Source organism: Roseofilum sp. KMC-1 (genome assembly GCF_057802075.1).
On record NZ_CM173605.1, the window covers coordinates 4,601,753 to 4,626,578 of the forward strand.

A 24,826-nucleotide genomic window follows, 5' to 3' on the forward strand; every position below is an offset into this window, starting at 1 on the left:
AGTACCATGGAGAAAATTGTAAAGTATAAGCTAAGTTTATATTTTAATCTTTTGATTAACCGTTTTTAAGGAATTCCTTACGATCGGTGTAACAGAAAACAGCGAAAAAATTCTGTATCATTTAATTCATTTAATGGTCGGATCTTTCATGCACAATCAAAGTTGAGATTGCTAAGGTGGATATCTTTTCCCTAGATTTTTTCCCATGGCTAGAGAATTCACGCTTTTATTCAGTTGTTAATGAGACTTAAACAGTTTACCCGAAATCCGTGTATTTTAAGAGATGAGAAAACCGTATTTACAGTTTGAGCCAAAAACCTCAAAGAAACCAACTCAATTGTCAATAAGCATCAAGCAACACTCCCTTTGGTTTTGGGTAAGCTTGGGAGTAATGACGACTTTAATTCCTCTTGCATGGCAGGCGATCGCCCAGGCCCAGACTCCCAGCCCTTCAAGTAGTGACATCCCCGATCAAATCCAAATCGTCCTGAATACCCTGTGGGTAATTTTTGCTGGAGTGCTGGTATTTTTTATGAATGCTGGCTTCGCCATGCTAGAAACAGGCTTTTGCCGTCACAAAAGCGCTGTTAATATTTTAGCAAAAAATCTGATTGTATTCGCCTTATCGTCTCTAGCCTTTTGGGCCACGGGATTTGCCTTAATGTTTGGCGATGGTAACCCCTTCATTGGGGTGCAAGGGTTTTTCTTAAGTGGCCCTGACAATAGTCCAGCCATTGGTGAAGCCTATGAAGGAATCTATCGTTCCCTAGATTGGGCAGCAATTCCCCTAAAAGCGAAATTTTTCTTTCAACTAGCTTTTGCAGGTACGGCCGCAACCATTGTCTCTGGAGCAGTAGCCGAACGGATTAAATTTGCTGCTTTTATCCTCTTCAGTGTGGGCTTAGTCGGATTAGCCTATGGCATTATTGGCCATTGGATTTGGGGGGATGGATGGTTAGCCCAACTGGGGTTTTGGGACTTTGCTGGATCGACCGTCGTTCATTCTGTGGGGGGATGGGGGGCATTTATGGGAGCAGTTTTATTAGGGCCGCGCATGGATAAGTATCCAGATGGGCAAATTGCTGCAATTCCCGGTCATAATTTAGCCATTTCTACCCTGGGTTGTATGATTCTGTGGTTAGGATGGTTTGGATTTAATCCGGGTTCAACCTTGACGGCCGATCCAGAAGCGATTACCCATATTATTCTAACCACCAATATGTCAGCCGCCGCCAGTGGAGTAACTGCCACCGTGGTGTCTTGGCGCTATTTTGGCAAACCCGATCTGACCATGATTATTAATGGGATTTTGGCGGGCTTGGTATCAGTGACAGCATCCTGTGCTTATATCCATATTGGTAGTGCGATCGCCATTGGCGTAATCTCCGGTATCATCGTGGTCTTTTCGGTAGTCTACTTGGAACAATGGCGCATTGATGACCCAGTAGGAGCCATTTCTGTACATTTAGTCTGTGGGATCTGGGGAACATTGGCACTAGGCCTATTTAGTGTGGGGCCAAATATTTATCCTTGGTATACCGACCTCCAGGGGCCATTGGCAGGATTGTTGTTTGGTGGGGGCTATTCCCAATTCCTCAATCAGTTGTTGGGGGTGTTGGCAGTGGGATTTGCCATGATTACCTTTAGCTTGTTGTTCTGGTTAACCTTGAGCTTTACGGTGGGTATACGAGTAACTCCTATGGAGGAACAAGAAGGCTTAGATCTGAGCGAACATAGTATGGAAGCCTATAGTGGATTTATCAAAGAGCAAGATTGAAGGGAGATTGATGAACGGAGATAGCTGGTTTAAACGGATTGAAGATCTGGTGATGCTCCACTCTCCCAGTGGAGTAGAGGGAGAAATGACTCAGTTTCTGTTGGCTGAGTTTGAGCGTCTGGGAGTTGAGGTGAAGGTAGATTGGGCTGATAATGTGGTGGCTAAAATTCCCGGTAAAGATAACAGCAGGGCAATCGCCATTACAGCCCATAAGGATGAAATTGGGGCCATCGTCAAGCGCATCAAACCAGGGGGACGGTTGGAGGTGGCTCGACTAGGAGGCTCGTTTCCTTGGGTGTATGGGGAGGGTGTGGTTGATATTTTGGGCGATCGCCGCACCCTTTCCGGTATCCTTAGTTTTGGCTCTCGTCATGTCTCCCATGAATCTCCCCAAAAGCTACAGCAGGAAACCCAGCCGGTAGAGTGGGAAAAGGTTTGGATCGAAACCAAACTGAGCCAGGAGCAGTTACACGAAGCTGGAGTCCGTCCCGGAACTCGCGTGGTAGTGGGAAAACAGCGCAAGCGGGCCCTGCGATTGCAGGATTATATTGCCAGTTATACCTTAGATAACAAGGCTTCGGTAGCCATTCTTTTAGCCTTAGCCGAGGGAGTCAAAGAACCTGCCATTGATATCTATTTGGTCGCTTCCGCTAAGGAAGAGGTGGGGGCAATAGGAGCTTTATATTTTAGCCAGCGCCATCAGTTAGAAGCCTTAATTGCCCTAGAGATTTGCCCCTTAGCTCCCGAATATCCCATCGCCGATGGAGTCGCTCCGGTTTTGCTCTCCCAAGATAGTTATGGCCTCTACGATGAGGGCTTAAATGGCGAGTTACAGCAGGCAGCCGATAAGGCGAATATCCCTCTTCAATGGGCGGTTTTAAGTGGCTTTGGCAGTGATGCATCCATTGCCATGAAACTCGGCCATGTGGCTCGTGGAGCCTGTTTGGGCTTCCCCACCCAGAATACCCACGGCTATGAAATTGCCCATTTAGGGGCGATCGCCAATTGTTTAGAAGTCCTGGTCAGTTATTGCGATCGTTTATGAGGCATCCACTTTAAATTTAAAACTCAAGCTTTGTACTGCCTGGGGCACAGATTAGAAGAAAAAAAATAGAGCTTTTCTCTTCTTCATGAAGTATAGCCCCCATCCCCCCATCTCCCCATCTCCCTATCCCCCCATCCCCCCATCTCCCCATTACCTCCAATTGTCCCAATCCTCATTGAGAATCGAGGTATTGGGAAAAGCGATCGGATTTCCCTGATGCACTAACCGTTTTTGCAGGGCTTCTAACTGCGGTTCTGGTGCAGGCAAATTATCCACTAATTCATAGGGCATAATATTATTTTCCAGGGCAAAAACTGCCGTATTTCCGGCGGCTGCACCCACTGACCATTCAAAGGAATGTACCCGATAGGCAGCAGCAGCAATATGACTCGCAGCGATACTTTTACCCGCAATTAAAAGGTTATTTAATTGTTGAGGAATCATCGCTCGTAGGGGAATTTGAAAGGGATAAGCCGTACCAGCGCCTCGACGCTCTCCTTCGCGCTCCGTGTTTCCTGGTTTTTCTGGGGGAGTTTCCGTCATGCAGGGGTGAAAGTCGATCGCATAATGACCAATGCCAACAGCATCAGGATAGATGGTGGAACGGGTGCGCCGTTGGGGAGGATTAGGTAAAGTATCAGACTGCAAGACCTCGATCGCCTCTAATCCGGCGATCGCCGCTCGAAAAGTCCTGTATTGCTCTGGAGGTAAGGCTTGGCGATAATACTCATCCGTATATCCTTGGCGCGAAATATCGATTTCCCAGATCATAAACCCATCCTCATGACCCCAACTGGGACGGCCGATAATCCGTCGTCCTTCCCGCATATAGGGGTATTTGGAGAGTCCATGAGCCGTTCCCATAGGTGAGTCTAACCCAGATAAAAAGCGATAGTTGGGATGAGTGTCTTTGACTCCATCCCCCAATTGGGAATCCGTAGTACCCGCAACTAACCAGTAATAAAATCCTAAAGCATGTTCTTCGGCTTTGCGTAAGGCATCCACCCGTAAACCTCCCAACCATCCCCCAGGCTGCAATTGCCCCATAGCTTGCAGTTGATTAGAGGTGTAAATAAAGTTATCAACTGAAGTTCCCGGACGGTAATCATTACCCCAAGTCCAGTTTTGCATGGCGATATCTCCAGGGGTGGGTTGAGTAAAGCCAATGCCCCCAAATCTGGTGCTTTCTCCCGTGGTTGGACTCCAGATCCGCCGATAGGTGAAGACTAAATCAAAGCTGGCTAGACGCTCTAATTCGTAGCTGTAGTAAGGAGCATATTGGGGGTAAAACGCTGGCATCAACTGGGGTTGGGGTGAGTCCATGGCTTCCATGGCGAAGGTGTAGGTAAAGCCTTGGGTGCAGTAAGGATCGCCGGTTTCACTGGCTGAAGAGGGTTCTAGGGGCGATCGCCGATCGATCCCCAGACGATGGGGAACGTTAGTCAGTCCAATTAATTCTCCGGTTTCCGTCGCATCGATGACATACCAGGGTTTTCCTTGGGGCGGACTAAACCGGATAATGGTTTTAGTTAGGTACTTGGAATTGTCGTAGGTGTAAGCATCTTCCAGGGTTTGGGAGAGGAAGCGCGTATTCAGGGGAGGAGCGAAAAGTGCAGCTTGGTGTTGAATGGCGATCGCCCCTTCAATCCGGGTGCGATCGCCATTATAATCCAGGTCTTTGACCACCGTATGCGGATACCAATGGAGCGTCCCCTTCCCCCGTTTTGCTGCCGCTTCCAGCATCTCCGTTAAGATTAGATGACCATCTTTGGGGAGAAAACAGGAAACACTCACCCAACAGTCACCCGGATCGAGCTTGCCATAGCGACGAAAGATGCGATCGCGCAACTCCAAATACCCACGAGAATAAAACAGTTTCGCTCTTTGCGTCGTTCGTTCATCCAAAGCCGAAGTCCCCTGGGAAGAAATTTGACCCCCCACCCAGTCCGTCAACTCCGTCAGACAAACCGTTTTACCCCCCAGCAGTGCCTCATAAGCGGTTGCCGTTCCCGCCAGTCCACCCCCCACCACCAGCAGATCGCAGGAGACCGTTCGATCCGGTTCCGGAGTCGCTAGTGCCACGCTCGACCAGCATCCGGTCATGATTAAAGTACAGACTAATCCTAGATATTTTTTGATCATAGACTTTTAAGTAGATGTAAGTTGGGGTATCCAGTCTATCCACTTTTCAATCGTTTGTGCCCGTCTTCATATCATAGTTAAAGGTCATCGATATGGCAGAAAAGTTTTGTTTAAGCTACATTGCCTTACAAAATTTTAAGGCGTTGGTTTGAATGGGTCAGCTGAACCCAAACTGACGTTCAATTCTTTGCCCCATGGCTTATCATAGATCTTTAGTGCTAGAGCTAATTGTTGTTCTCACTCTGTGGTTAATTCTTATTCCTAATGTCTATCGATCTATCTACGGAAATTCAAAAAGCGGTTTACAGCCGACGTAATTTTGCGATTATTTCTCACCCCGATGCGGGGAAAACCACGCTAACAGAAAAATTGCTGCTCTATGGTGGAGCAATTCATGAAGCGGGGGCAGTTAAAGCTAGGGCTAGTCAGCGCCGAGCCACATCCGACTGGATGGCCATGGAACAACAGAGGGGAATTTCTATTACTTCGACGGTGTTACAGTTCCAGTATCATGACTGTCAGATTAATTTGTTGGATACTCCGGGACACCAGGATTTTAGTGAAGATACTTATCGCACTTTAGCGGCTGCGGATAATGCGGTGATGTTGGAGGATGCGGCCAAGGGGTTGGAACCGCAAACCCGCAAGCTGTTTGAAGTCTGTCGGATGCGGAAGATTCCGATTTTTACGTTCTTTAATAAGATGGATCGCCCCACCCGCGAACCTCTGGAGTTATTGGACGAAATTGAAAAGGAATTGGGTTTGAAAACCTATCCGGTGAATTGGCCCATTGGTACGGGCGATCGCTTTCAAGGGGTGTACGATCGCCGCACTCAGGAAATCCATCTGTTTGAACGCAACGCCCATGGTAAGCGAACGGCAAAAGATACCATGATTCTCTTGGGCGATCCGCGCATTGAGGAGTTACTAGACCAGGATTTGTATGATCAGCTTAAGGAAGATTTGGAATTGTTGGAGGGGTTAGGGTCAGAGTTTGACTTAGAAGAGATCCACGCGGGAGAGCTAACCCCGGTGTTTTTTGGTAGCGCGATGACCAATTTTGGCGTGCAGTTGTTTTTGGATGCCTTTTTAGACTATGCCCTGAAACCGGGAGAGCGCAAAAGCTCTGAGGGGTTGATGTCCCCAGAGTATCCGGAGTTTACGGGGTTTGTATTCAAGTTGCAGGCGAATATGGACCCGAAACACCGCGATCGCGTGGCATTTGTGCGGGTTTGTACGGGTAAATTTGAGAAAGATATGACCGTTAGTCATGCCCGCACGGGTAAAACGGTGCGCCTATCACGTCCTCAAAAACTGTTTGCTCAAGACCGGGAATCGGTAGATGTGGCTTATCCGGGCGATGTCATTGGCTTGAATAATCCGGGCGTGTTCGCGATCGGCGATACGATTTATACGGGCAAAAAATTGGAATATGAAGGGATTCCCTGTTTTTCGCCAGAATTATTCGCCTATTTGAGAAATCCCAATCCCTCCAAGTTTAAGCAATTCCACAAAGGGGTAACCCAATTGCGGGAAGAGGGAGCGGTACAAATTATGTATTCGAGCGATGAAGCCAAGCGAGATCCTATTTTAGCTGCTGTGGGCCAGTTACAATTTGAAGTGGTACAATTCCGACTCTTGAATGAATATGGGGTAGACACTCGCACGGAGCTGTTACCCTATTCAGTGGCGCGATGGGTGCTGAATGGCTGGGAAATTTTGGACAAAATTGGCCGCTTGTTTAATACGATGACCGTTAAGGATAATTGGGATCGACCGGTGCTACTGTTTAAGAATGAGTGGAATTTACAACAAGTGCAGGGCGATCATAGGGATCTGAGATTGAGTGCGATTGCCCCCCTCTCTTCTGGAATCAATTAAAAATTGTAGGGGTGGGTTTGAAACCCACCCCTACAACAATGTCTCATTGCTATTCAAATCAACTCTATACCTCTTCCAAGCGATCGGCGATCGCCCTAGCAATTCCCTCTTTACCCATCATCTTCACCGGGACTTGATTCTCCGATACCCAATAAGCAACTTGCTCCCCTTGCGCTCCCGTCTCTTCTCCACGATTAGCGACCACCGCATTATACCCTTGCTTGAGTCGCCCTTGGGCAATTTCAATTAATTCTTCATGGCTGACATTTTCCTGATACTTAAAGCTCACCATATATAGGTCTGGAAACCCTGCCCTTACCCGTTCAATCACTTTACCTGTAGGGACTAATTTTAGAAACTGTAAAGCACTACCACTCGGAATTTTTCCCGGTAAGACTTGCTCCGGTTGGTAATCGGCAACAGCAGCAGAAAAGACACCAAAAACATAAGGCATTTCCTGTAATTGTCCTAAAACCAATTGAGCATAATCTTCATAAGTTTGAGCGATTTTACAGGGTAAATAGGGCGGTGGAGTATCGCCACCGGTTCCTAAAATTAACTGCACTTCTGCACCCCGTAAATAGAGTTCTTCAGTGATTTTGATGCTTAAAGTCCCGCGAAAGCGATTGGTGATTCGGCGAATATTATCAATAGGAACGGGAGTAGGGCCACCGGTAACTAAAATAGGAATTCCTTTTAGAGCAGAAGAACTGATTAAGCGACAAACCCTGACCACAATTGAGCGTAAATCGGGTAAATTATCTTTGCCGTAAGCTTGTTTCGGGGGCATGATTTCTACGCCCCATTGGTGTAATTGCTGGAGGGATTCGGTTAAAATTCGATTGTGTAAGCTGCCGTGCATCGTGGGCGCAAGCAAGATTTTCGTTTGTCCTTGTTCGAGTTTTCCGAGTGCAGAAGCTAGGGTAGAAGTAATCACACCATCGGCGATACCGTAGCGCATTTTATTAATCGTATTGTAGGTAGCAGGAGCGACAACATAGGCATCAAAAGGCGCTCCATCGCTGAGATGTTCGGCAGCAGCCGTTAGCTGGGTAATAACCGGATGGGTGGTACTCCATTCTAAGCTGTCCAGGGTGGTATAGCGTAGGGATTCAGGGGAGGTAAAGGCGATAACTTCTGCTCCTTCCCGTCGCAGTTCCCGCGCAAGTAAGGGTGCTCTGAGGGCGGCAATACTGCCGGTAATGAGTAGAGCAATGCGTTTTCCTTGTAGATGGGTTCCCTGTAGGGGGACTTGGCGATCGCCTAATTCAGAGGGGAGAGGTGGGGTAAAATTCCAAGGTTCCATAGGAGAAGGGTAATGGCTAATGGGTCATATTTTGCTTGAGGTTGGCTCTGGCTAACGTTACAAAACATTGAGAAAAATGACTCGGATGTAGAGGGGGATCGGCGATCGCTATACAATGCTCAAATACACTCCATTTATTTAGATTACTGTTTGTAAATCCCTAACTATGTTTCCCATTCATCGCCCTCGCCGCCTCCGTAGCTCTGCCAGTTTGCGCCGGATGGTGCAAGAGAATGTTTTAACCACCAATGATTTAATTTATCCCTTGTTTGCTGTACCCGGTGAAAGCGTAGCTAAAGAAGTGCGCTCCATGCCGGGTGTGTATCAGCTCTCGGTGGATAAAATTGTAGACGAAGCCAAAGAAGTCTATGATTTGGGCATTCCGGCGATTATCCTCTTTGGAATTCCGGAAACCAAAGATATTGAAGCAACGGGCGCTTGGCATGATTGTGGCATGATCCAAAAAGCGGCTACAGCAGTTAAAGAAGCGGTTCCGGATCTAGTGGTAATTGCCGATACTTGTCTGTGCGAATATACCAATCATGGCCATTGTGGTTACTTGGAAGTCGGAGATCTGACGGGACGGGTATTGAACGATCCCACCCTGGAATTATTGAAGAAAACGGCTGTTTCCCAAGCGAAAGCGGGAGCTGATATTATTGCCCCATCGGGAATGATGGATGGCTTTGTACAAGCGATTCGCGGGGCGTTAGATGAAGCGGGATTTGAAGATATCCCGATTTTGTCCTATGCAGCTAAGTATGCTTCCGCCTATTATGGCCCCTTCCGAGATGCGGCGGAGTCTTCCCCCCAATTTGGCGATCGCCGCACCTATCAAATGGACCCCGCGAATAGTCGGGAAGCCCTCAAGGAAATTGATTTAGATATGGCTGAAGGCGCAGATATGCTGATGGTGAAACCTGCTTTAGCCTATATGGATGTGATTTGGCAAGTGAAGCAAGCCTCTAATTTGCCCGTTGCCGCTTACAATGTTTCCGGCGAATATTCTATGGTTAAAGCGGCTGCTCTCAATGATTGGATTGATGAACGCCGGGTGGTGATGGAAACCTTAACCAGCTTTAAGCGGGCAGGGGCAGATCTGATTCTCACCTATCATGCTAAAGATGCGGCTCGATGGCTGCAAGCTTAATGAACAGTGAATCTATCCCAGTAGGGGCGAAAATTTGCTTGCCCCTATTTCCCCTATAATAGTTACACTCAATACCAAATTTTTGGGAGAGGCCCCTATGCCGAAAACCGTTGCTGATGTCATGACGAAAGATCCTTTGGTGGTTCGCCCGGATACATCCTTGAAGGAGGCGATTCACTTGTTGGTGGAACACCGTATTAGTGGTTTACCCGTTGTCGATGCAGAGGGTACGCTGATTGGGGTAATCTCAGAGGCGGATTTGATGTGGCAAGAAACGGGAGTGGAGCCGCCACCCTATATTATGCTGTTGGATAGTGTGATTTATTTGGAAAATCCGTCAACCTATGAGAAGGATTTGCGGAAGGCGATGGGGTTGACGGTGGGTGAGGTGATGAGCAATCATCCGATTTCGGTGACGGGCGATCGCTCTTTGCGAGATGCGGCGAAGTTAATGCAAAAACATAATATCCGCCGGTTGCCGGTTTTGGATGGGGCGCAGAAGTTGGTGGGTATCCTCACTAGAGGGGATATTTTGCGCGATCTCGATGCTCAGGCTTAGGCTTTTTCCTTGATAACCTTATTAAGAGTGTTTTATAAAGTATGAGTGTAACCCCGGAATCAGTTCAGCAATTATTGGATTCGGAAAATTATGGCGATCGCCTGCGAGGGGTGAATATGCTGCGTCTGCTCGATCCGGTGGTGGCATTTCCGAAAATTCAAGCCTTAGCTATCGATAGTAATGTGCGGGTGCGCTATGCGGCAGTGAGTCAGTTATCGACGGTGGGAGAGGCAAATCGAGAGGAAAGTTTAAAGATTTTACGCGATCGCCTGGAAAACGATCCGGAAATTGATGTCAAAGCGGCGGCGGCTGATGGCATTGGAGCGTTGCACTTAACCGAAGCTTATCCTGATTTAGAACAAGCTTATCACAATACTCAGGAATGGCTATTGCAGATGAGTATTGTGGCAACTTTGGGAGAATTGGGCGATCTTCGTGCCCTTAACTTACTCCAACAAGCTCTCAACTCCTCTACAGATTTGGTTCGTGCCTCTGCCGTCAGCGCTTTGGGAGAGTTGGGTAATGTAGAAGCGGCGGAGTATTTATTTCCCTTAATTGACGATCCCGATTGGCAAGTACGCCACCGCATCGCTCAAGCGCTGCACCGTTTGGGGGCACAAGGGGAAGGGGTGGATTCGGCTCTGAAAAGACTGGCTGAAGATCCAGTAGAGCAAGTGGCGATCGCGGCTAAAAATACCTATCCCTAAATTGACTGCACTTTCGGCGATCGTACTGGGAACGGGGCAAAAAATGTTTTGCCCCTACTCAATAAACCAGGAAAGGAAATTAAGAGATCATCAGGGGGCTTTTTCTCGCGCTTCGCTCTAACCATAATTCCAGATCCTCAGAATCAGAAAACTTCAGCAAAGCAACGGATAGATCCTCTAGGGTACTCAGAGATAGAGCTTCAATTTCTTCTTGTAAATAGGGCTTAACCGCACCAATTTTCCAAGGCAGTTGCCGCAAAATCATCGTGACTGCCTGCTCATGCTTGCCCTTTTCTCTGCCTTCTTCCATCCAATGCATCATGCTTGCCATCGTCCCATCTCCGTTTTAATTTCTAATATTGAGTCATTTGGCTTCAGGAAAAATATCATCAACTCCCAGTTAGTTTTGGATGGTTCATAGTTGATCCTTTAAAATTCTTCCAGGGTTCAGCACCTTAACTAAGTCGTATTGTTAGGATAATCTCTTTTCTACCAAAATGCAATACCTTTGATCCGCTCCCTTACTCATTACTTCGCATCCATCCAACTCTTCCCTCGATGAATTTCTACCGCCAAAGGAATCTTTAAAGAAACTACATTTTCCATCGTCTCTTTAATTTTCCTCCCCAACTCCTCCCACTCCTCTGGCGGCATTTCCAACACTAACTCATCATGAACTTGTAGCAGCATCCGCCCTTGATAGGGATGTAAAACTTCATCCAATTTCACCATCGCCATCTTAATCAAATCAGCACTCGAACCTTGAATGGGGGCATTAGCGGCTGCTCGTAATAATTCATCCTCCCTTTTAGCACTCTGTTTAAAATCAAAATAGCGCCGTCTGCCCAAAATCGTTTCCACAAACCCTTGCTTCATTGCCCGTTTTTTCGTCTTTTCCAAATACTCAAACACTTTCGGATATTGGCGATTAAACCGCTCAATAAACTCCCTTCCTTTCGCTACACTTACCCCTGCTTCCCTAGCGAACCGTTGCGCCCCCATGCCATAAATTACACCAAAATTAATCACTTTTCCTAACCGGCGCTCTTCTGGGGTAATTTCCTGGCGATCGAACAGTAATTGAGCCGTCACTTTATGCACATCGCGCTGATTTTGATAGGCATCAACCAGCGTCGGATCGTCACTTAAATGGGCTAAAATTCTTAACTCAATTTGCGAATAATCAGCCGAAACTAATATCCATCCTGACTGAGGAATAAAAGCTTTTCTAATTTGGCGGGAAAATTCAGTCCGAATGGGAATATTTTGTAAATTCGGGTTAGAAGAAGATAAACGCCCCGTACTGGTAACTGCTTGGTTAAAATCCGTATGCACTCGCTGGGTTTGGGGATGTACCAACTGGGGCAGAGCGTCCACATAAGTAGATTTTAATTTATCTAAGGTGCGATATTCTAAAATTGCTTCAACCACTCCCGTTTTATCCTCCGGTTGCAGTTTTTCTAAAGTAGCAGCATCCGTGGAATATCCGGTTTTAATTTTGCGGGATTTGCGGGTGGGTAATTGCAGTTTATCGAATAATAGGGTACTGACTTGCTTGGGGGAACCTAAATTAAATTCTTCACCAGCAGCTTGATAGGCTTTTTTTTCAATGGTTTTCAGTTTATCCGTTAATTCCTTGGAGAGGGTTTCCAGATAATCGGTATCGATGCAAATGCCTGTCCATTCCATTTGGGCTAAAATCGGCTCTAGAGGAAGTTCAACCTCATTTAAAAGCTGCTGAAGTTGGGGAAATTGGCTCAATTTTTCGGCAAAGATTGGGACAAGCTGGAATGTGACATAGGCATCCATGCCACAGTATTCGGCAACCAGAGAAATATCAATATCAGCAATGGTTTGTCCTTTGGGAACCAGTTGCTCGTAACTTTGGGGAATGATGCCTAATTCTTGTTGCGCTAAAGCACTAAGGCTATGATTACTGTCGGGATTTAAGACATAGCTGGCAAGCAAAGTATCCAGAACAACGCCTTGCAGATTAATCCCTTGATGTTTGAGGATTAAGCGGTCAAATTTTGCATTTTGCAAGACTTTAGGATAGGCGGGATTTTCGAGCAAGGGGCGCAGCAGTTCTAAGGTGTTTTTTTTATCTAAATTCTGTCCCCGTTTGTGGTTAAGGGGAATATAGGCAACGGTGGGGGTTTTATGCTGCTGAAAACAGCAGCCTAAACCGACTAATTCGGCATCCCTGGGTTCTAAGGCAGTGGTTTCTGTATCCCAAGCAACGGGATTTTGCGGATCTTGGCAGGTTTTGAGCTTTTTGATTAAATCGGTTAATTTTTGCTCAGTATCGATGATAAGGGGGGTAAAGGGTAACTGTTTTTCGGCTTGCGCGGCTTCCGTTTCTGCGGCTGTCCAAAAATCGAGTTCTGGATCGGTACTAACATCTTCAAATTGTGGCACTTCTGCCCCTTTTCCCCCTAACAGAGTTTGAAAATGATCGATTTTTTTGCCAAATTCCTTTAATTCTAAGTCTTGGAATAACTCTGATAATCGCTGGGGTGCAAAGCCTTGCAGATGACAATTCTCTAGGCTCAGATCGAGGGGAACTTGAGCGGTAATTTGGGCTAAAAATTGGGAATCGTAGGCATCCTTTTTACCGGCGATTAGTTTTTTTTGCATTGCGCCTTTGATCCGATCTATGGATGCATAAATACCATCTAATGTGCCATAGTCTTGCAGGAGTTTAACGGCGCTTTTTTCCCCAATGCCTTTAACCCCAGGAATGTTATCGGAGGGATCGCCACAGAGGGCTTTATAGTCTACAATTTGGTGAGGATAAACGCCCATTTTTTCTTTGACTTGTGCTGGATCGAATTCATTGGCGGCACTATCGCGTTTTTGGCTTCCTCCAGCAAGATACAGGACGCTGATTTGTTTTTGGGCATCTACAAGTTGGAATAAGTCGCGATCGCCCGTTAAGATCTTCACACGATATCCTGCTTCGCTTCCCCGCTCGGCTAACATCGCCAGAACATCATCCGCTTCATACCCCGCACAAGTAGCAATGCATACCTGGAGCGCGGCTAAAATCTCCTGTAGGTTTTGCAGATCCGGGATAAAGTCCTCTGGCGTTTCCTGACGGTTGGCTTTATAGTTTACATCTGCATCATGGCGAAACGTGGCTTCAGCGCGATCGAATGCTACCGCTAAGGCTTGAGGATGTTCTTTTTCCAGGACTTCAAACATGGACTTCAGAAAGCCAAAGCAGACGCTTGTAGGAATGCCATCACGGGTTTTCAGTCCTCCATCCCGCCCTTTAGCAAAGGCATAATAGGCACGGAAGGCGAGGGAATGTCCATCAATGAGCAGTAGGAGAGGGCGAGAAGAAGTTGAAGCCACAATTACAATTAAAAATTAAAAATTAAAAATTTTCATCTCGGCGACAGCCGAAAAAATTAAAAATTATTTTGATTATAACATTGTGGCTTGTGGGGTGCGGGGGGAACCGGTTAGGAGATCTGACTGACAACTACTCGATCGCCCTCAAGGGATAACTGCCCACGGTTAACTTCTGAGAATGAGCTTTGACAGATGGCGATCGCCAGCGTAACGAGGATTGCTTCAATTACCATAGATATCGTTTTAGATTTCATTGCCCTTACCTCACACTTTTTCCAATTACATCTGTATAGACCACCCAATCAATAGCTGGATTGTTTACCCTCATTATTACTGTATCCAAGATCGTTCCTAGGTACATCGAGGAAATCACCCTATTTTTAAGATTTATTCACACTTCATATTTGGTTTTCCCGATTATTTGACGACCCAAGTTAATTGAACTTCACTGATATTGTCCGTATTTCTGCCACAAGCCACTAATCTTTATAAAATTTTTAGCTTTCGATCTTCCTATAGTTGTTTGCTGCACCACTCCCCCAATCCCCCCTAGGGGGATGCTACCCTAGAAAAAACCGATCGTAAACTCACTGAGGAAACACCCGTGGTTGCAACTCCAGAAAAATACTCAGAACAAACCCCCATAGGCGATCGCCAGTCGTCTCGCGTTGCCGTTCTGCTAATGGGTTATGGTGAAGTGGAAAGTTATGAAGACTTTGCCAATTATAACGAACAAGCCCTAAATCTTCTCACCGCTAAGTTTGCGCCGGTTCCCACCTGGATCTACCCCCCCTTAGCCAAGCTCCTAGCGATGTTCGATCTTCATGAATGGAGTCATCAGCATGGTAATTTCATCTCCCCCCACAATGCTATTTTTGAGCGTCAGCGAGCCGGAATTGAGCAACACTTACAGCAAAGATGGGGCGATCGCATTAAAGTCTTTAAAGCCTTTAACTTTTGCGCTCCCTTTCTTCCTAAGCAAGTCTTAGAGCAAATTAAAGCAGAAGGCTTTGACAAACTGCTCATCTATCCCCTGCTCGTCGTTGATTCCATTTTCACCAGTGGTATTGCCGTTGAACAAGTCAATCAAGCATTGGCAAAAGAAGAGGGGAGCCAACATTGGGTAACCGGAGAGCGCTATATTCCCTCCTTCTACAACCAACCCGACTATATCAACCTTATGGCGCAATTAGTCGAGGAAAAAATCGCCCAGAAATTGCGCGATCGCATTTTACCCTCCCAAATTGGCATCGTCCTCATGAATCATGGCTGTCCCCATAAAGCCAAAGGCTTCACCTCCGGTATTACTGAAAGCCAAACCCTCTATGAATTAGTGCGGGAAAAACTGATTTACAAATATCCCCTAATTTCCGTAGGTTGGCTCAACCACGATACCCCCCTGATTGAATGGACACAACCCGACGCTAAACTAGCAGCCGAAAACCTGATTCAGCTTGGAGCAAAGGCGATCGTTTTCATGCCCATTGGTTTCGTCACCGAAAACCACGAAACCCTACTCGATGTCGAGCATATTATCGAAGCCTTGCAGCGTCAATACTCCGACATCAACTATATTCAAATGGAGTGCGCCAACGATCATCCCGAATTCCTGCACATGGCAGCCCATTGGGCAGATTCCCACATTGAAGATCTGCTCTCAGAAGAAGCCTTAGCCGTGAATACCCAACTCGGTGTTGAGCATCATCATCACCACCACCATCATCACGATCATGACTCCGATCATCATCACCATCATCATTAATTAAACAAAAAAGTAGGGTGTGTTAGCAAGAGCGTAACGCACCCTATAGAGAAATGAGATTAGCCGAGAAAAATCCTGTAATTGTTAATTATTATAACTTCAATTCAACCAAATCACGCTTAAACTCTACCCCTTGACGCTCTACAATCTCAGTATCATAGACCTGAAAACCAAACTTCTTAAACAGACCCAAACTAAAGCAACTCGCCTCAGCATAAAGCCGTTTCATTTCCCGACTTTTCCCATACTCTAAAACCACCTTCATCAGAGCAGTACCAATGCCTTGACGCAGACCATCATGGCGCACATAAAGTGAGGCAATATGGCCATCTCCACCCATACCCGCAAACCCTAAAATTCCCGTTTCATCTACCGCTACAAATGTGGTAACATTGAGGATAAATTGACGGAAATGGGGTTGATTCAAGGCAAAAGCAGCCCAAGTTTCCGTCTGCTCTAGGGTATAATGTTCTCCTCCATGTACCCGAACCGTTTGAGAATACAGCGCTGCCAGTTCGGGGACATCAGATGCTTGAGCCACTCGAATCTTCATCCGATTAAACCTTTACTATCAATACAGCAGTTTCCTCTGCTATGAGGTACATTAATGACTGTTTTTAACGATAGCTAAAATGGCTCAAAGCGCTACCCAATCTGTTATTTGTTCCCCCATTCCCCCACTCCCCCACTCCCCCACTACAGCGCTTCGCGCTGTATCTGCGGGTTTGGGCATCCTCCGATCTATTCTCCTACAGAAAATGATAGTCCGAAAACATCGCCGCTTGCCCTTTATGGTTCTGGTGTTGATCGATCAGATTCCAGAGAATAACATCCTTAATCAAGATGCGTTTACCCCTACTGGATATTCGCACGCCAGAATACCCTTTAGCATAGCCTTTTGTCGAGGTATCAGCAAGGATTTGATCTCGATCTTCCTGACCCATAGGTTCAGTTGTGGTGCGGGAAGGAGTTTGGATTAAATCATCCCAGCTTAATTCCCATAATCTTAAGCCTTGACGATTGCCATAATTGTAAATGGGATCAGATTGAGTCCCATGGGAAAAGACAACAAACGGAGCTTCAAACAACTGTTCTGCCAGCTCTATTGGCCCTTGTTCTGGATTCAACAAGGGAGAACCGAACCAGTGCTGATAACTGTTGAGAATTAATTGAGTTTGATCGATAACAGTTTGTTTTTGCCAAAGAAAGTCCATAAAAGTTTTGTGTTTACTTTTTAGAAATGTGGTTTCAACTAACCCAAAAGGAACGCGCTGTATTGATTATACCCATTTTCATGATGTCCAACCCTTGAAGGATGGGCAATAAGAAGATGAGTCATTACTCATTCATTTCCTTATAGGTAGCAACAGCAGAAGGTGAAATACGGTTGAGGTAGCGGAAAATCCAATACTTAAAGACCGTATCTAGAATAACGGGAAAAGTAGCAATAAAGAGGAAGATAAACTCTCGACTTTCGGGGAGTCCAAAATGTCGAGATAAGCCTTCGAGAATCACTTCCCAACCGTGGGGAGAGTGGAACCCGACGAACATATCAGTAAAGAGGATAATAATAAAGGCTTTGGCACTATCACTCAAGCCATAAACCAAGTCATCCATGAAAGATTTAAGAACCGTAATTTCTCGCTTACTGGTATAGACAACCCAGCCAAATGCAACAAAGGCAAAAAAATCAGAGAAGATATTTTTTACTGCATCCGAACTTTCAGTTCTAAACTCTTCTTTAATCTCTTCTGCTTTATGGTGCAGCTCTTCTTGGATTTCCTTGGGGCTGAGTTCGGGAAGATCGCCAATGAGCATTTCAAATTTAAGCTGGCTTTCAAATTTTTCTAACTTCATGAAAGCTTCGGCTTCCATATCTTCATTCAGAAATACAGAAATTTGATCCCGTTCCTTAAATTTATCGACAATGGGGCCGACAATAAAATTGTTGGCAATTTGTTGGGTTAATAGGGGAATCAGAAAAGCTAGTAAGATGAACCTCAAGGAAATAATGGTTTTGAATTTAGAGATCCGAAACCGATTCATTAATTCTTCTTCGGTCTTAGGATCGAGTTCTTTTTGGACTCGTTTGAAGGTTCCTAAGATAGTGCGGGGCAGAAAACTGGATTGGTCGGAAATGGTTTCTGCATTGGTGATTTCTTCGACAGTGGGTGGGGGTAGAGGTTTGGATTTGGGTATGCTTAGAGATTGGGATGGGTCAAAGGGAATGACGGCTTTAGAGTTAGAGGGGTTTGGGGTGTTGTTGGATTGAGCGTTGTAGCGACTGAGTATTTGATCGATCGTGGTGAGTTTTTCTAGAGTAATTTGGGAGTCTTCAATGGGACTTTTGTCTAGGTTGATGTTGGTTGATTCCCAGAGACTATTGGCTAATTTGCGAGAGGAAGAATTGACAAATAAACGGCTGGTGTTGAATTCGGATAAACGAATGCGAGCGGTGTTTAAGTTATTGGCTAATTCGCGCTTAAAATAGGACTGAACTGTGGTATTATATTGAGGAGAACTAGGAACGATCTTTTCTCCCCCAAAGTATTCATCTTCGATCGCCTGAATTTTGAGTACAGCTTCATAGGCATCATCTAAGGCGCGATCCGGGGTTTGCCAAAACCACCGGTTGAGGAAACCAAAAGAAGATTGAAGCTTTTGCCAAGGAGAGCCTTTAGCCATAGGATTTTAGGAAGTTCAGAGACAAAGAGAGCAGGATGAAATCTTGCCGGGGAGAAGATTGTAAATTCTAAGGCTCGATCGCCATGGACTGTATCTTATCAAATGTGTTCTAACTCGTGTAGCGTGTCATTAGATTCTCTTTGGATAGTGGGGCCATCCCGCAGTGGAAAAACCCGCCGTTTGCTGGAGTATATCGGCGAGCAAGTCTGGCTAGAATCCGATGCTGGTTCAATCGCTCATCCGAGAATTCTCCTGTTCGCCGCAACAGGGGATAATCGTCTAGATTTAGACGATCGCCTCACCACCTTAGACCCCCCTAGATCCGCCCTATTAAGCCAAACGACCACCCCCCTAGGCTTCTGCCTCAATCAAGTCAGTTTATTTTGGCCCCAACTCATGCAACAACTGGAGATAGAATCCCCGTTTCCCCTGCATCTGCGGCCAGAAACCGAGCAAGAATTAGCCCAAGCCTTATGGCAAGAGGATCTCGACGGGGGAGCCTTAAGCTTAGAAGGAGTGTCCCCCCTGCGCTTGGTGCGCCAACTCTTAGACATCTGGGCCCTAGCAGCCGCCAGTGGTGTGGCGATCGCCGATATCCCCACAATTCTCGAAGACGGACAACTGGCAAGCCTAAGCAAAACCCCCGATCTCTGGGAGAATATCGGCTCTGCTCTGAAGCAATGGCGCAGTTGGTGCTTAACCCATGGCTGGCTCACCTATGGACTAGCCCTAGATCTCTATGGACAGCATTTAATCGGCGATCGCCCCTACCAAACCTATCTCCTACACCGCTATCAGAGCCTCTGCGCCGATGACGTAGACGAATATCCCCCCCTCATGCGGCCTCTATTTGAACTCTTTCTAGAGCATCAGCACCCCTGTTTATTCACCTACAACCCCGATGGCGGTATTCGCCTCGGCCTCAATGCCGACCCTCAATACATGGCCCAAATTGCCCAACGCTGCCAAATTGAACATTTAGGAAATCAACCCAACTCAGGACTAGCCAGAAGTCTCGACCTCGATCAAATCCAACAAATCATTAACCCCCTCTTCGCCCAACCCATTCTCCTACCTCCAGAACAGATTCGATCGCTGCAAACCATTTCGCGATCGCAACTTTTACGAGAAACCGCCCAAACCCTCATCGATGCTATTCACCACCAGCACATCCCCCCCCAAGACATCGCCATCATCGCCCCAGGACTAGACGACATCGCCCGCTATACCCTACTCCATCTCCTCGATCGAGCCAACATTCCCCTACGTCCCCTCAACGAACAGCGACCCCTGATCGCCTCCTCCCTCATTCGCGCCCTCCTCACCCTCCTCACCCTGGTGTATCCCGGTTTAGGGCGACTGGTTAACCGAGAGGCGATCGCCGAAATGCTCATCATCCTCAGCCATCCCCTCCTCGGAGCCACCCAACCCAACCAACCCCCCCCCTACTGGATCGACCCCGTGCGAGCTGGACTCATCGCCGCTCACTGCTACGTCCCCGATTCCCACCATCCCCACCTCCTCCCCCTAGAAGTCTTCGAGCGTTGGGATCGGCTAGGCTATCGTCCCAGCACCGCCTACAACCAAATCCACACCTGGATCGAAAGCCAAAAAAAAGAACACTCAGAACGCCTACTCACCACCCCCCTCATCTTCCTCGACCGCGCCATTACCCGCTTTTACCTCTGCCATACCCTCCCCTACGACCAACTCGCCGCCATCCGCGAACTCATGGAAACCGCCCATCACTATTGGCAAACTCATCATCGCCTCCATCCCCACCACTCCCCCCTACCCCAATTTATCCAACTCCTACGCCAAGGCACAATCACCGCCAACCCTTACCCCGTCCGACCCACCGGCCCCAAAGCCAACGCCGTCACCCTCGCCACCATTTTCCAATACCGTTCCAGCCGCCTTTCCCACCGATGGCACTTTTGGCTCGATGCCAGCTCTCCCCTATGGCTCAAAGGAGGAGCCGCCAACCTCTGGGCCGCTCCCCTATTTTTACAACACCGTTTAGGAAAACCCTGGACAGTTGAACACATGCAAGAAGCCGATGAAGAGAGACTCAGACGCATCTTACATGACTTACTCAGTCGCGTAGAAGAGCGCCTCTATCTGTGCCACAGCGATCTAGCCGTCAATGGTACAGAACAAACCGGCCCCTTATTTGCGTTGGTGAGCGCCAGTCAAGAACTCATGGGTAAAACCAACCCTTCCATCGATTAAAGTCCTACTGTTCAAAGCGATCGCCTGGGGCAAATACGCTTCAGATTTCAGTAGCTATGTTACTATCTTGGTGGTTCGATCGAGTTAAAGATAAAGTGCGATCGCCGTCAGTGGTGGAGTAGATAGGAGTGCAAAGTACCATGTCATCGGGAAATGAGGATGTGAGGACAGAGGACAGACAACCCCGTAATCCCCTTAAACCTATCCGCATCGGAGTCATTGGTGTTGGCCACATGGGTCAACATCACACCCGCGTCTTAAGTTTACTCAAAGACGTACACCTAATCGGCATCTCTGACGTTGACATCGAACGAGGATTAGACACTGCCGGAAAATATCGAGTCCGGTTCTTCGAGAACTATCACGACCTTCTCCCCCACATCGATGCTGTCTGTATTGCCGTTCCCACCCGTCTCCACCATGAAGTCGGAAGAGCCTGTCTACAAGCGGGAATCCATGTCCTGATCGAAAAACCCATCGCCGCTAGTATCGAAGAAGCGGAACATTTAGTCAACCTAGCGGCTGAATGTAACTGCATTCTCCAAGTCGGCCATATCGAGCGCTTTAACCCTGCCTTTCAAGAACTGAGTAAAGTCCTGAAAACAGAGGAAATCCTCGCCCTAGAAGCCCATCGCATGAGTCCCTATTCTAACCGCGCTAATGATGTCTCCGTGGTTTTAGACTTAATGATTCATGATATTGATTTACTCCTAGAATTAGCCGCCGCTCCTGTGAAAAAGCTCACTGCCAGTGGCAATCGGGCCTCAGATTCTGGATATTTAGATTATGTCACCGCCACTCTAGGCTTTGAAAATGGCATCATCGCCACCCTCACTGCCAGTAAAGTCACCCATTGCAAAATTCGCCGCATCGCTGCCCATTGCAAGAATTCCCTCACCGAAGCCGACTTTCTCAACAACGAAATTTTAATCCATCGCCAAACCACCGCCAACTATCGCACCGAATACGGTCAAGTTCTCTATCGTCAGGATGGATTAATTGAAAAAGTCTATACCAGTAATATAGAACCCCTTCATGCCGAATTAGAGCATTTTGTAACTTGTGTACGGGGGGGTGACCAACCCTCCGTAGGGGGTGAGCAGGCCCTGAGAGCGCTGCGGTTAGCCAGTTCCATTGAACATATGGCCCTAGAGGGTCAATCTTGGCATGGCTTAGATTCCCAATCTTCCCATAACCTCCATTCTTCCGCTGTTACGGTTTGACTTCCTGAAAAGCCGGGTTTCTGTGCCAAGTGCTGTATTCACTCTACCTTTTTCTGTTGATTTCTGGATCGACGGTAGCGATTAACAAGCAAATAATACCGATATTAATCGCCACATCGGCTAAATTGAAAACCGGAAAGTTAATCAAGCGAAAATCGAGAAAATCGATCACATACCCCGCCACAAACCGGTCTATTCCATTGCCCAAAGCACCGCCTAAGATAAAGCCATAACCGGCTTGTTCCCAGCGTGTCATTTTGGGGCCGTATAGGGACAAACCCATGAGGGCCAAACTCACCCCTAAAGATAGCCAACGCAACCATTCCCCATTTTCGCTAAATAGGCTAAAGGCTGCGCCATAATTGCGGACATAGGTAAAATGGAAAACACCGGATATGAGGGGCCAACTTTCATGTAATTCAAAGTTTTGGATGACCCAAAATTTTGCTAGGTGATCTAATATTAAACTGATTAACGCCAGTATCCAAAATAGGGAATTTTTCTTAAATTTCATCTTATGGACTCTTCCCTTATTCATTTAATAAAACATCAAATGTCGCAATAAATAAGCAATGACTGTCGCGGCACAAGCCACAACCAATTGTCCGGGAAGGAGTAACAGGGAATATTGCGTAATGGTGTTTAAAAGCTCTTGGCCGCTTTCTGAACTCCAGGACAAGAGTTCAGTCAAACTTACATATAAGATTCCGGTGAGATGAATTCCTACTAATCCCCCCAGACAACTGAGGCCTAAATATTCTAAGCGCGGGGGAAAGCGAAAGGCTAAGGCTCCACAAATCCAGGCTCCTGGGATAAATCCGAGCAAATAGCCAAAAGAGGGTTCTTGAAGATAGGCTAATCCTCCCCCTTGGTAAAAGACAGGAAACCAGGTTAATCCCATGATTAAATAGCCGATTTGGGATAAAACTCCGGCTTTTTTTCCGCCCATGCACCCGACTAATAAAACCGCTCCAATTTGATAGCTTACGCCTAGGGAATGGAGGGATAAAAGATAGTCTTGAAAAGACAATTTGGGGGAAGCAATAAAGGCTTCTAAAAAGGTTCCCCCAATGGTAAGGAGTAGGCCAATAAAGGCCCACAAAAGTTCATTTAAACGAATCACGCTGCTGGATTTCAAGGTTGTCCAGGAATGGGGGCTTCTCCCCCTTCGAGTCCTAAAGAAGCCAGCATTTGATGGTCGGCTTCTGGAGGTTGTCCTAGGGTGGTGAGATAGTGACCAATTAACATGGCGTTAATCCCAGCTTGCAGTCCCAGAGCTTGGAGTTCCCCCATAACCTCTTCCCGTCCACCGGCATAGCGGATGATTTGTTCGGGTAGGATGAGGCGGAAAATGGCGATCGCCTTCAGCGCTTCGTAGGGATCGAGTCGGGGACGCTCCCCTAACGGCGTTCCCTGCCTAGGATTGAGTAGATTTAAGGGTACAGATTCTACTTCTAATTCCCGAAGAGAGAGGGCTAAATCTACCCGGTCTTCCCAGCTTTCTCCCATGCCTAAAATGCCGCCTGCACAGGCTTGAATGCCTACAGATTTGAGGTTTTTGATCGTTTCTACGCGATCGCCCCATTGGTGGGTGCTGACAATGGAGGGGAAAAACCCTTGAGAGGCTTCTAAGTTATGGTTATAGCGGGTGACTCCAGCTTCTTTAAGGGCTTGCGCTTGTTCGGGGGTGATTTCACCGAGGGCGCAACAGGGCTTAATGTCGGTTTGGTCAATAATTTGACGAACGGTTTCTAAAATTCGTTCAAATTCTGGGGATTTGGGGGAGCTATATTTTGGCCCCCGTCCCTGACTCACCAGACAGAACCGTTTAGCGCCTGCGGCTGCGGCTGCTTTGGCTTGGGCTAAGATTTCTTCTGTGGATTTGAGTCCGTAAATGGGGGAATCTTTGCCGGGATGGTGGGCAGACTGGGCACAAAAGCCGCAGTTTTCGGAACAACTGCCGGATTTAACGTTGCCGATACTACAGAGATCGACGACGTTTCCACAGCATTCTTGGCGCACGCGATCGGCGGCGGCGCAGAGTAAGAGGATGTTATCCTGGCCTTCAATTTGGGTGAGTGCCAGAGCTTCTGCTCTCGTGAGCCGTTTTCCGGCAATAATGCGATCGCTGAGGCGATCGAGTTGTACAGCTAATGAGGATTCATTAGGGAGAGTAATGGGGTTATGCGATCGCCCTAACCCCTGAGATGAATTGGATGATGAATTGGATAATGGTGCTTGAACCACGTCCAGCCCCTGTTCTTAAGTAACATTAATGCAAATGCATTGTATCACCCCATTTGGGTCTGCGGCTGTTTGATTCTCAAGGGAGATCAAGGGGAAAGTGGGGGGATGGGGAGATGGGGAGATGGGGAGATGGGGGGATAGGGGGTTTTAATCAAAGATTGAAACAGCCCTACACTTAGTCCGCTCCTAAAATCTTAAGCCAATTCCCCCTTGCAGGGAAACCGCCGTTTCTCTGTCTCCGGTGTTGCGATAGGCATCAAAAGCGATCACCGCATTGCCAAAAATCACCGCATTACTCGACGGAATCATATAATCAATCCCCGGTTGTAGGGCAAAGCCGCTTTGATTCCCTAAAGGGGAAGCTTCATCTCCATTGGCGAAGGAATAGCCTGCACCGATATAGGCATCGGTTTGCCAGTTGAGGGGAAAATCGTAGGATAGGGTCGGAACCACTGCTGCCGAGCCACCTAAGATAAAGCCTTGTACGCGCATGGAGAGGGGGACTTCTAGGAATTTGTAGCGCACGGCAATCACTCCGGCAATTTGTCGGCTCCCCCCTTCTCCTTCGACTAAACCAAAGGCTGGCCCAACGCCGATATAGCTGCCATAGGCGGCTTGTGCTTGGGCAGGTTGGGGATTTAAGCTGAGAGTTCCGAGGGCGATCGCCCCTAGACTTAGAATTTTTTGTAAATAATGCTTCATAACTGGCACTCCTCAATTCAACGGCTGGTGAATCCCTTGATAATTTCCGAG

At 47.2% G+C, this 24,826-nt stretch carries 21 protein-coding genes; 9 read left to right on the forward strand and 12 right to left on the reverse strand.

All coding sequences use genetic code 11. From position 1 onward, the window contains the following. Positions 1-283: 283 nt before the first annotated feature. Positions 284-1,777, forward strand: coding sequence for an ammonium transporter (locus tag AC3FZD_RS21175; protein WP_488737926.1), 1,494 nt, complete (start codon positions 284-286; stop codon positions 1,775-1,777). A 10-nt stretch (positions 1,778-1,787) separates the two neighbouring features. Next, positions 1,788-2,822 carry a M42 family metallopeptidase gene (locus AC3FZD_RS21180; protein WP_488737927.1) on the forward strand — a complete coding sequence of 345 codons (1,035 nt, stop codon included), beginning with the start codon at positions 1,788-1,790 and terminating at the stop codon, positions 2,820-2,822. Positions 2,823-2,972: 150 nt separating this feature from the next. Here AC3FZD_RS21180 and AC3FZD_RS21185 read toward each other — a convergent pair whose 3' ends face one another. Further along, positions 2,973-4,964: an FAD-dependent oxidoreductase gene (locus AC3FZD_RS21185; protein ID WP_488737928.1), complete on the reverse strand. Its 1,992-nt coding sequence runs from the start codon at positions 4,962-4,964 to the stop codon at positions 2,973-2,975. A 264-nt stretch (positions 4,965-5,228) separates the two neighbouring features. Here AC3FZD_RS21185 and prfC point away from each other — a divergent pair, with 264 nt between their 5' ends. Continuing rightward, complete coding sequence (gene prfC / locus AC3FZD_RS21190; RefSeq protein ID WP_488737929.1) at positions 5,229-6,845, forward strand: peptide chain release factor 3; 1,617 nt, start codon at positions 5,229-5,231, stop codon at positions 6,843-6,845. A 64-nt stretch (positions 6,846-6,909) separates the two neighbouring features. Here the strand turns inward: prfC and AC3FZD_RS21195 are convergent, their stop codons facing one another. Continuing rightward, positions 6,910-8,151, reverse strand: a complete 1,242-nt coding sequence (locus tag AC3FZD_RS21195; protein ID WP_488737930.1) for a flavoprotein — start codon at positions 8,149-8,151, stop codon at positions 6,910-6,912. Between the two features lie 166 nt (positions 8,152-8,317). On the opposite strand from AC3FZD_RS21195, the gene hemB reads away from it, so the two are divergent. The 3 genes from hemB to nblB all read left to right on the forward strand — a co-directional run bounded on the left by hemB (position 8,318) and on the right by nblB (position 10,567). Beyond that, positions 8,318-9,301 (forward strand): porphobilinogen synthase, encoded by a 984-nt coding sequence (gene hemB, locus AC3FZD_RS21200; protein WP_488737931.1) that lies wholly within the window; start codon positions 8,318-8,320, stop codon positions 9,299-9,301. A gap of 97 nt (positions 9,302-9,398) precedes the next feature. After that, positions 9,399-9,860, forward strand: coding sequence for a CBS domain-containing protein (locus tag AC3FZD_RS21205; protein ID WP_488737932.1), 462 nt, complete (start codon positions 9,399-9,401; stop codon positions 9,858-9,860). 41 nt (positions 9,861-9,901) lie between these two features. After that, positions 9,902-10,567: a phycobilisome degradation protein NblB gene (nblB, locus tag AC3FZD_RS21210; protein ID WP_488737933.1), complete on the forward strand. Its 666-nt coding sequence runs from the start codon at positions 9,902-9,904 to the stop codon at positions 10,565-10,567. 79 nt (positions 10,568-10,646) lie between these two features. Here nblB and AC3FZD_RS21215 read toward each other — a convergent pair whose 3' ends face one another. From AC3FZD_RS21215 to AC3FZD_RS21225, 3 genes are all read right to left on the reverse strand, one after another. Next, positions 10,647-10,898: a DUF4351 domain-containing protein gene (locus AC3FZD_RS21215; protein ID WP_488737934.1), complete on the reverse strand. Its 252-nt coding sequence runs from the start codon at positions 10,896-10,898 to the stop codon at positions 10,647-10,649. Positions 10,899-11,095: 197 nt separating this feature from the next. Beyond that, complete coding sequence (polA, locus tag AC3FZD_RS21220; RefSeq protein ID WP_488737935.1) at positions 11,096-13,924, reverse strand: DNA polymerase I; 2,829 nt, start codon at positions 13,922-13,924, stop codon at positions 11,096-11,098. A gap of 110 nt (positions 13,925-14,034) precedes the next feature. Then, entirely contained in the window at positions 14,035-14,178 is a 144-nt protein-coding gene (locus AC3FZD_RS21225; protein ID WP_488737936.1) for a hypothetical protein, read from the reverse strand. 350 nt (positions 14,179-14,528) lie between these two features. Here AC3FZD_RS21225 and AC3FZD_RS21230 point away from each other — a divergent pair, with 350 nt between their 5' ends. Then, the gene (locus AC3FZD_RS21230) at positions 14,529-15,686 is read left to right on the forward strand and encodes a ferrochelatase (protein WP_488737937.1); all 1,158 of its coding nucleotides are present in this window, start codon (positions 14,529-14,531) and stop codon (positions 15,684-15,686) included. 91 nt (positions 15,687-15,777) lie between these two features. On the opposite strand, the gene AC3FZD_RS21235 is transcribed toward AC3FZD_RS21230, so the two are convergent. The 3 genes from AC3FZD_RS21235 to AC3FZD_RS21245 form a co-directional block, all read right to left on the reverse strand. Continuing rightward, positions 15,778-16,239 carry a GNAT family N-acetyltransferase gene (locus AC3FZD_RS21235; protein ID WP_488737938.1) on the reverse strand — a complete coding sequence of 154 codons (462 nt, stop codon included), beginning with the start codon at positions 16,237-16,239 and terminating at the stop codon, positions 15,778-15,780. Positions 16,240-16,435: 196 nt separating this feature from the next. Further along, on the reverse strand, positions 16,436-16,900 hold the full coding sequence (locus AC3FZD_RS21240) for an MEKHLA domain-containing protein (protein WP_488737939.1): 465 nt from the start codon (positions 16,898-16,900) through the stop codon (positions 16,436-16,438). A 124-nt stretch (positions 16,901-17,024) separates the two neighbouring features. Beyond that, a complete protein-coding gene (locus tag AC3FZD_RS21245) occupies positions 17,025-18,371 on the reverse strand; it encodes a proton extrusion protein PcxA (RefSeq protein ID WP_488737940.1) in 1,347 nt (448 codons plus the stop codon). A gap of 123 nt (positions 18,372-18,494) precedes the next feature. On the opposite strand from AC3FZD_RS21245, the gene AC3FZD_RS21250 reads away from it, so the two are divergent. Both AC3FZD_RS21250 and AC3FZD_RS21255 read left to right on the forward strand, forming a co-directional pair. Continuing rightward, the gene (locus AC3FZD_RS21250) at positions 18,495-20,603 is read left to right on the forward strand and encodes a recombinase family protein (RefSeq protein ID WP_488737941.1); all 2,109 of its coding nucleotides are present in this window, start codon (positions 18,495-18,497) and stop codon (positions 20,601-20,603) included. A gap of 140 nt (positions 20,604-20,743) precedes the next feature. Continuing rightward, the gene (locus tag AC3FZD_RS21255) at positions 20,744-21,826 is read left to right on the forward strand and encodes a Gfo/Idh/MocA family oxidoreductase (RefSeq protein WP_488737942.1); all 1,083 of its coding nucleotides are present in this window, start codon (positions 20,744-20,746) and stop codon (positions 21,824-21,826) included. Between the two features lie 43 nt (positions 21,827-21,869). Here AC3FZD_RS21255 and lspA read toward each other — a convergent pair whose 3' ends face one another. The 4 genes from lspA to AC3FZD_RS21275 form a co-directional block, all read right to left on the reverse strand. Next, on the reverse strand, positions 21,870-22,340 hold the full coding sequence (gene lspA, locus AC3FZD_RS21260; protein WP_488737943.1) for a signal peptidase II: 471 nt from the start codon (positions 22,338-22,340) through the stop codon (positions 21,870-21,872). A 24-nt stretch (positions 22,341-22,364) separates the two neighbouring features. Further along, positions 22,365-22,949 carry a biotin transporter BioY gene (locus AC3FZD_RS21265; protein ID WP_488737944.1) on the reverse strand — a complete coding sequence of 195 codons (585 nt, stop codon included), beginning with the start codon at positions 22,947-22,949 and terminating at the stop codon, positions 22,365-22,367. An 11-nt stretch (positions 22,950-22,960) separates the two neighbouring features. Then, positions 22,961-24,004, reverse strand: coding sequence for a biotin synthase BioB (gene bioB / locus AC3FZD_RS21270; RefSeq protein ID WP_488740402.1), 1,044 nt, complete (start codon positions 24,002-24,004; stop codon positions 22,961-22,963). Positions 24,005-24,259: 255 nt separating this feature from the next. After that, complete coding sequence (locus AC3FZD_RS21275; protein ID WP_488737945.1) at positions 24,260-24,775, reverse strand: hypothetical protein; 516 nt, start codon at positions 24,773-24,775, stop codon at positions 24,260-24,262. Positions 24,776-24,826 lie beyond the last annotated feature (51 nt).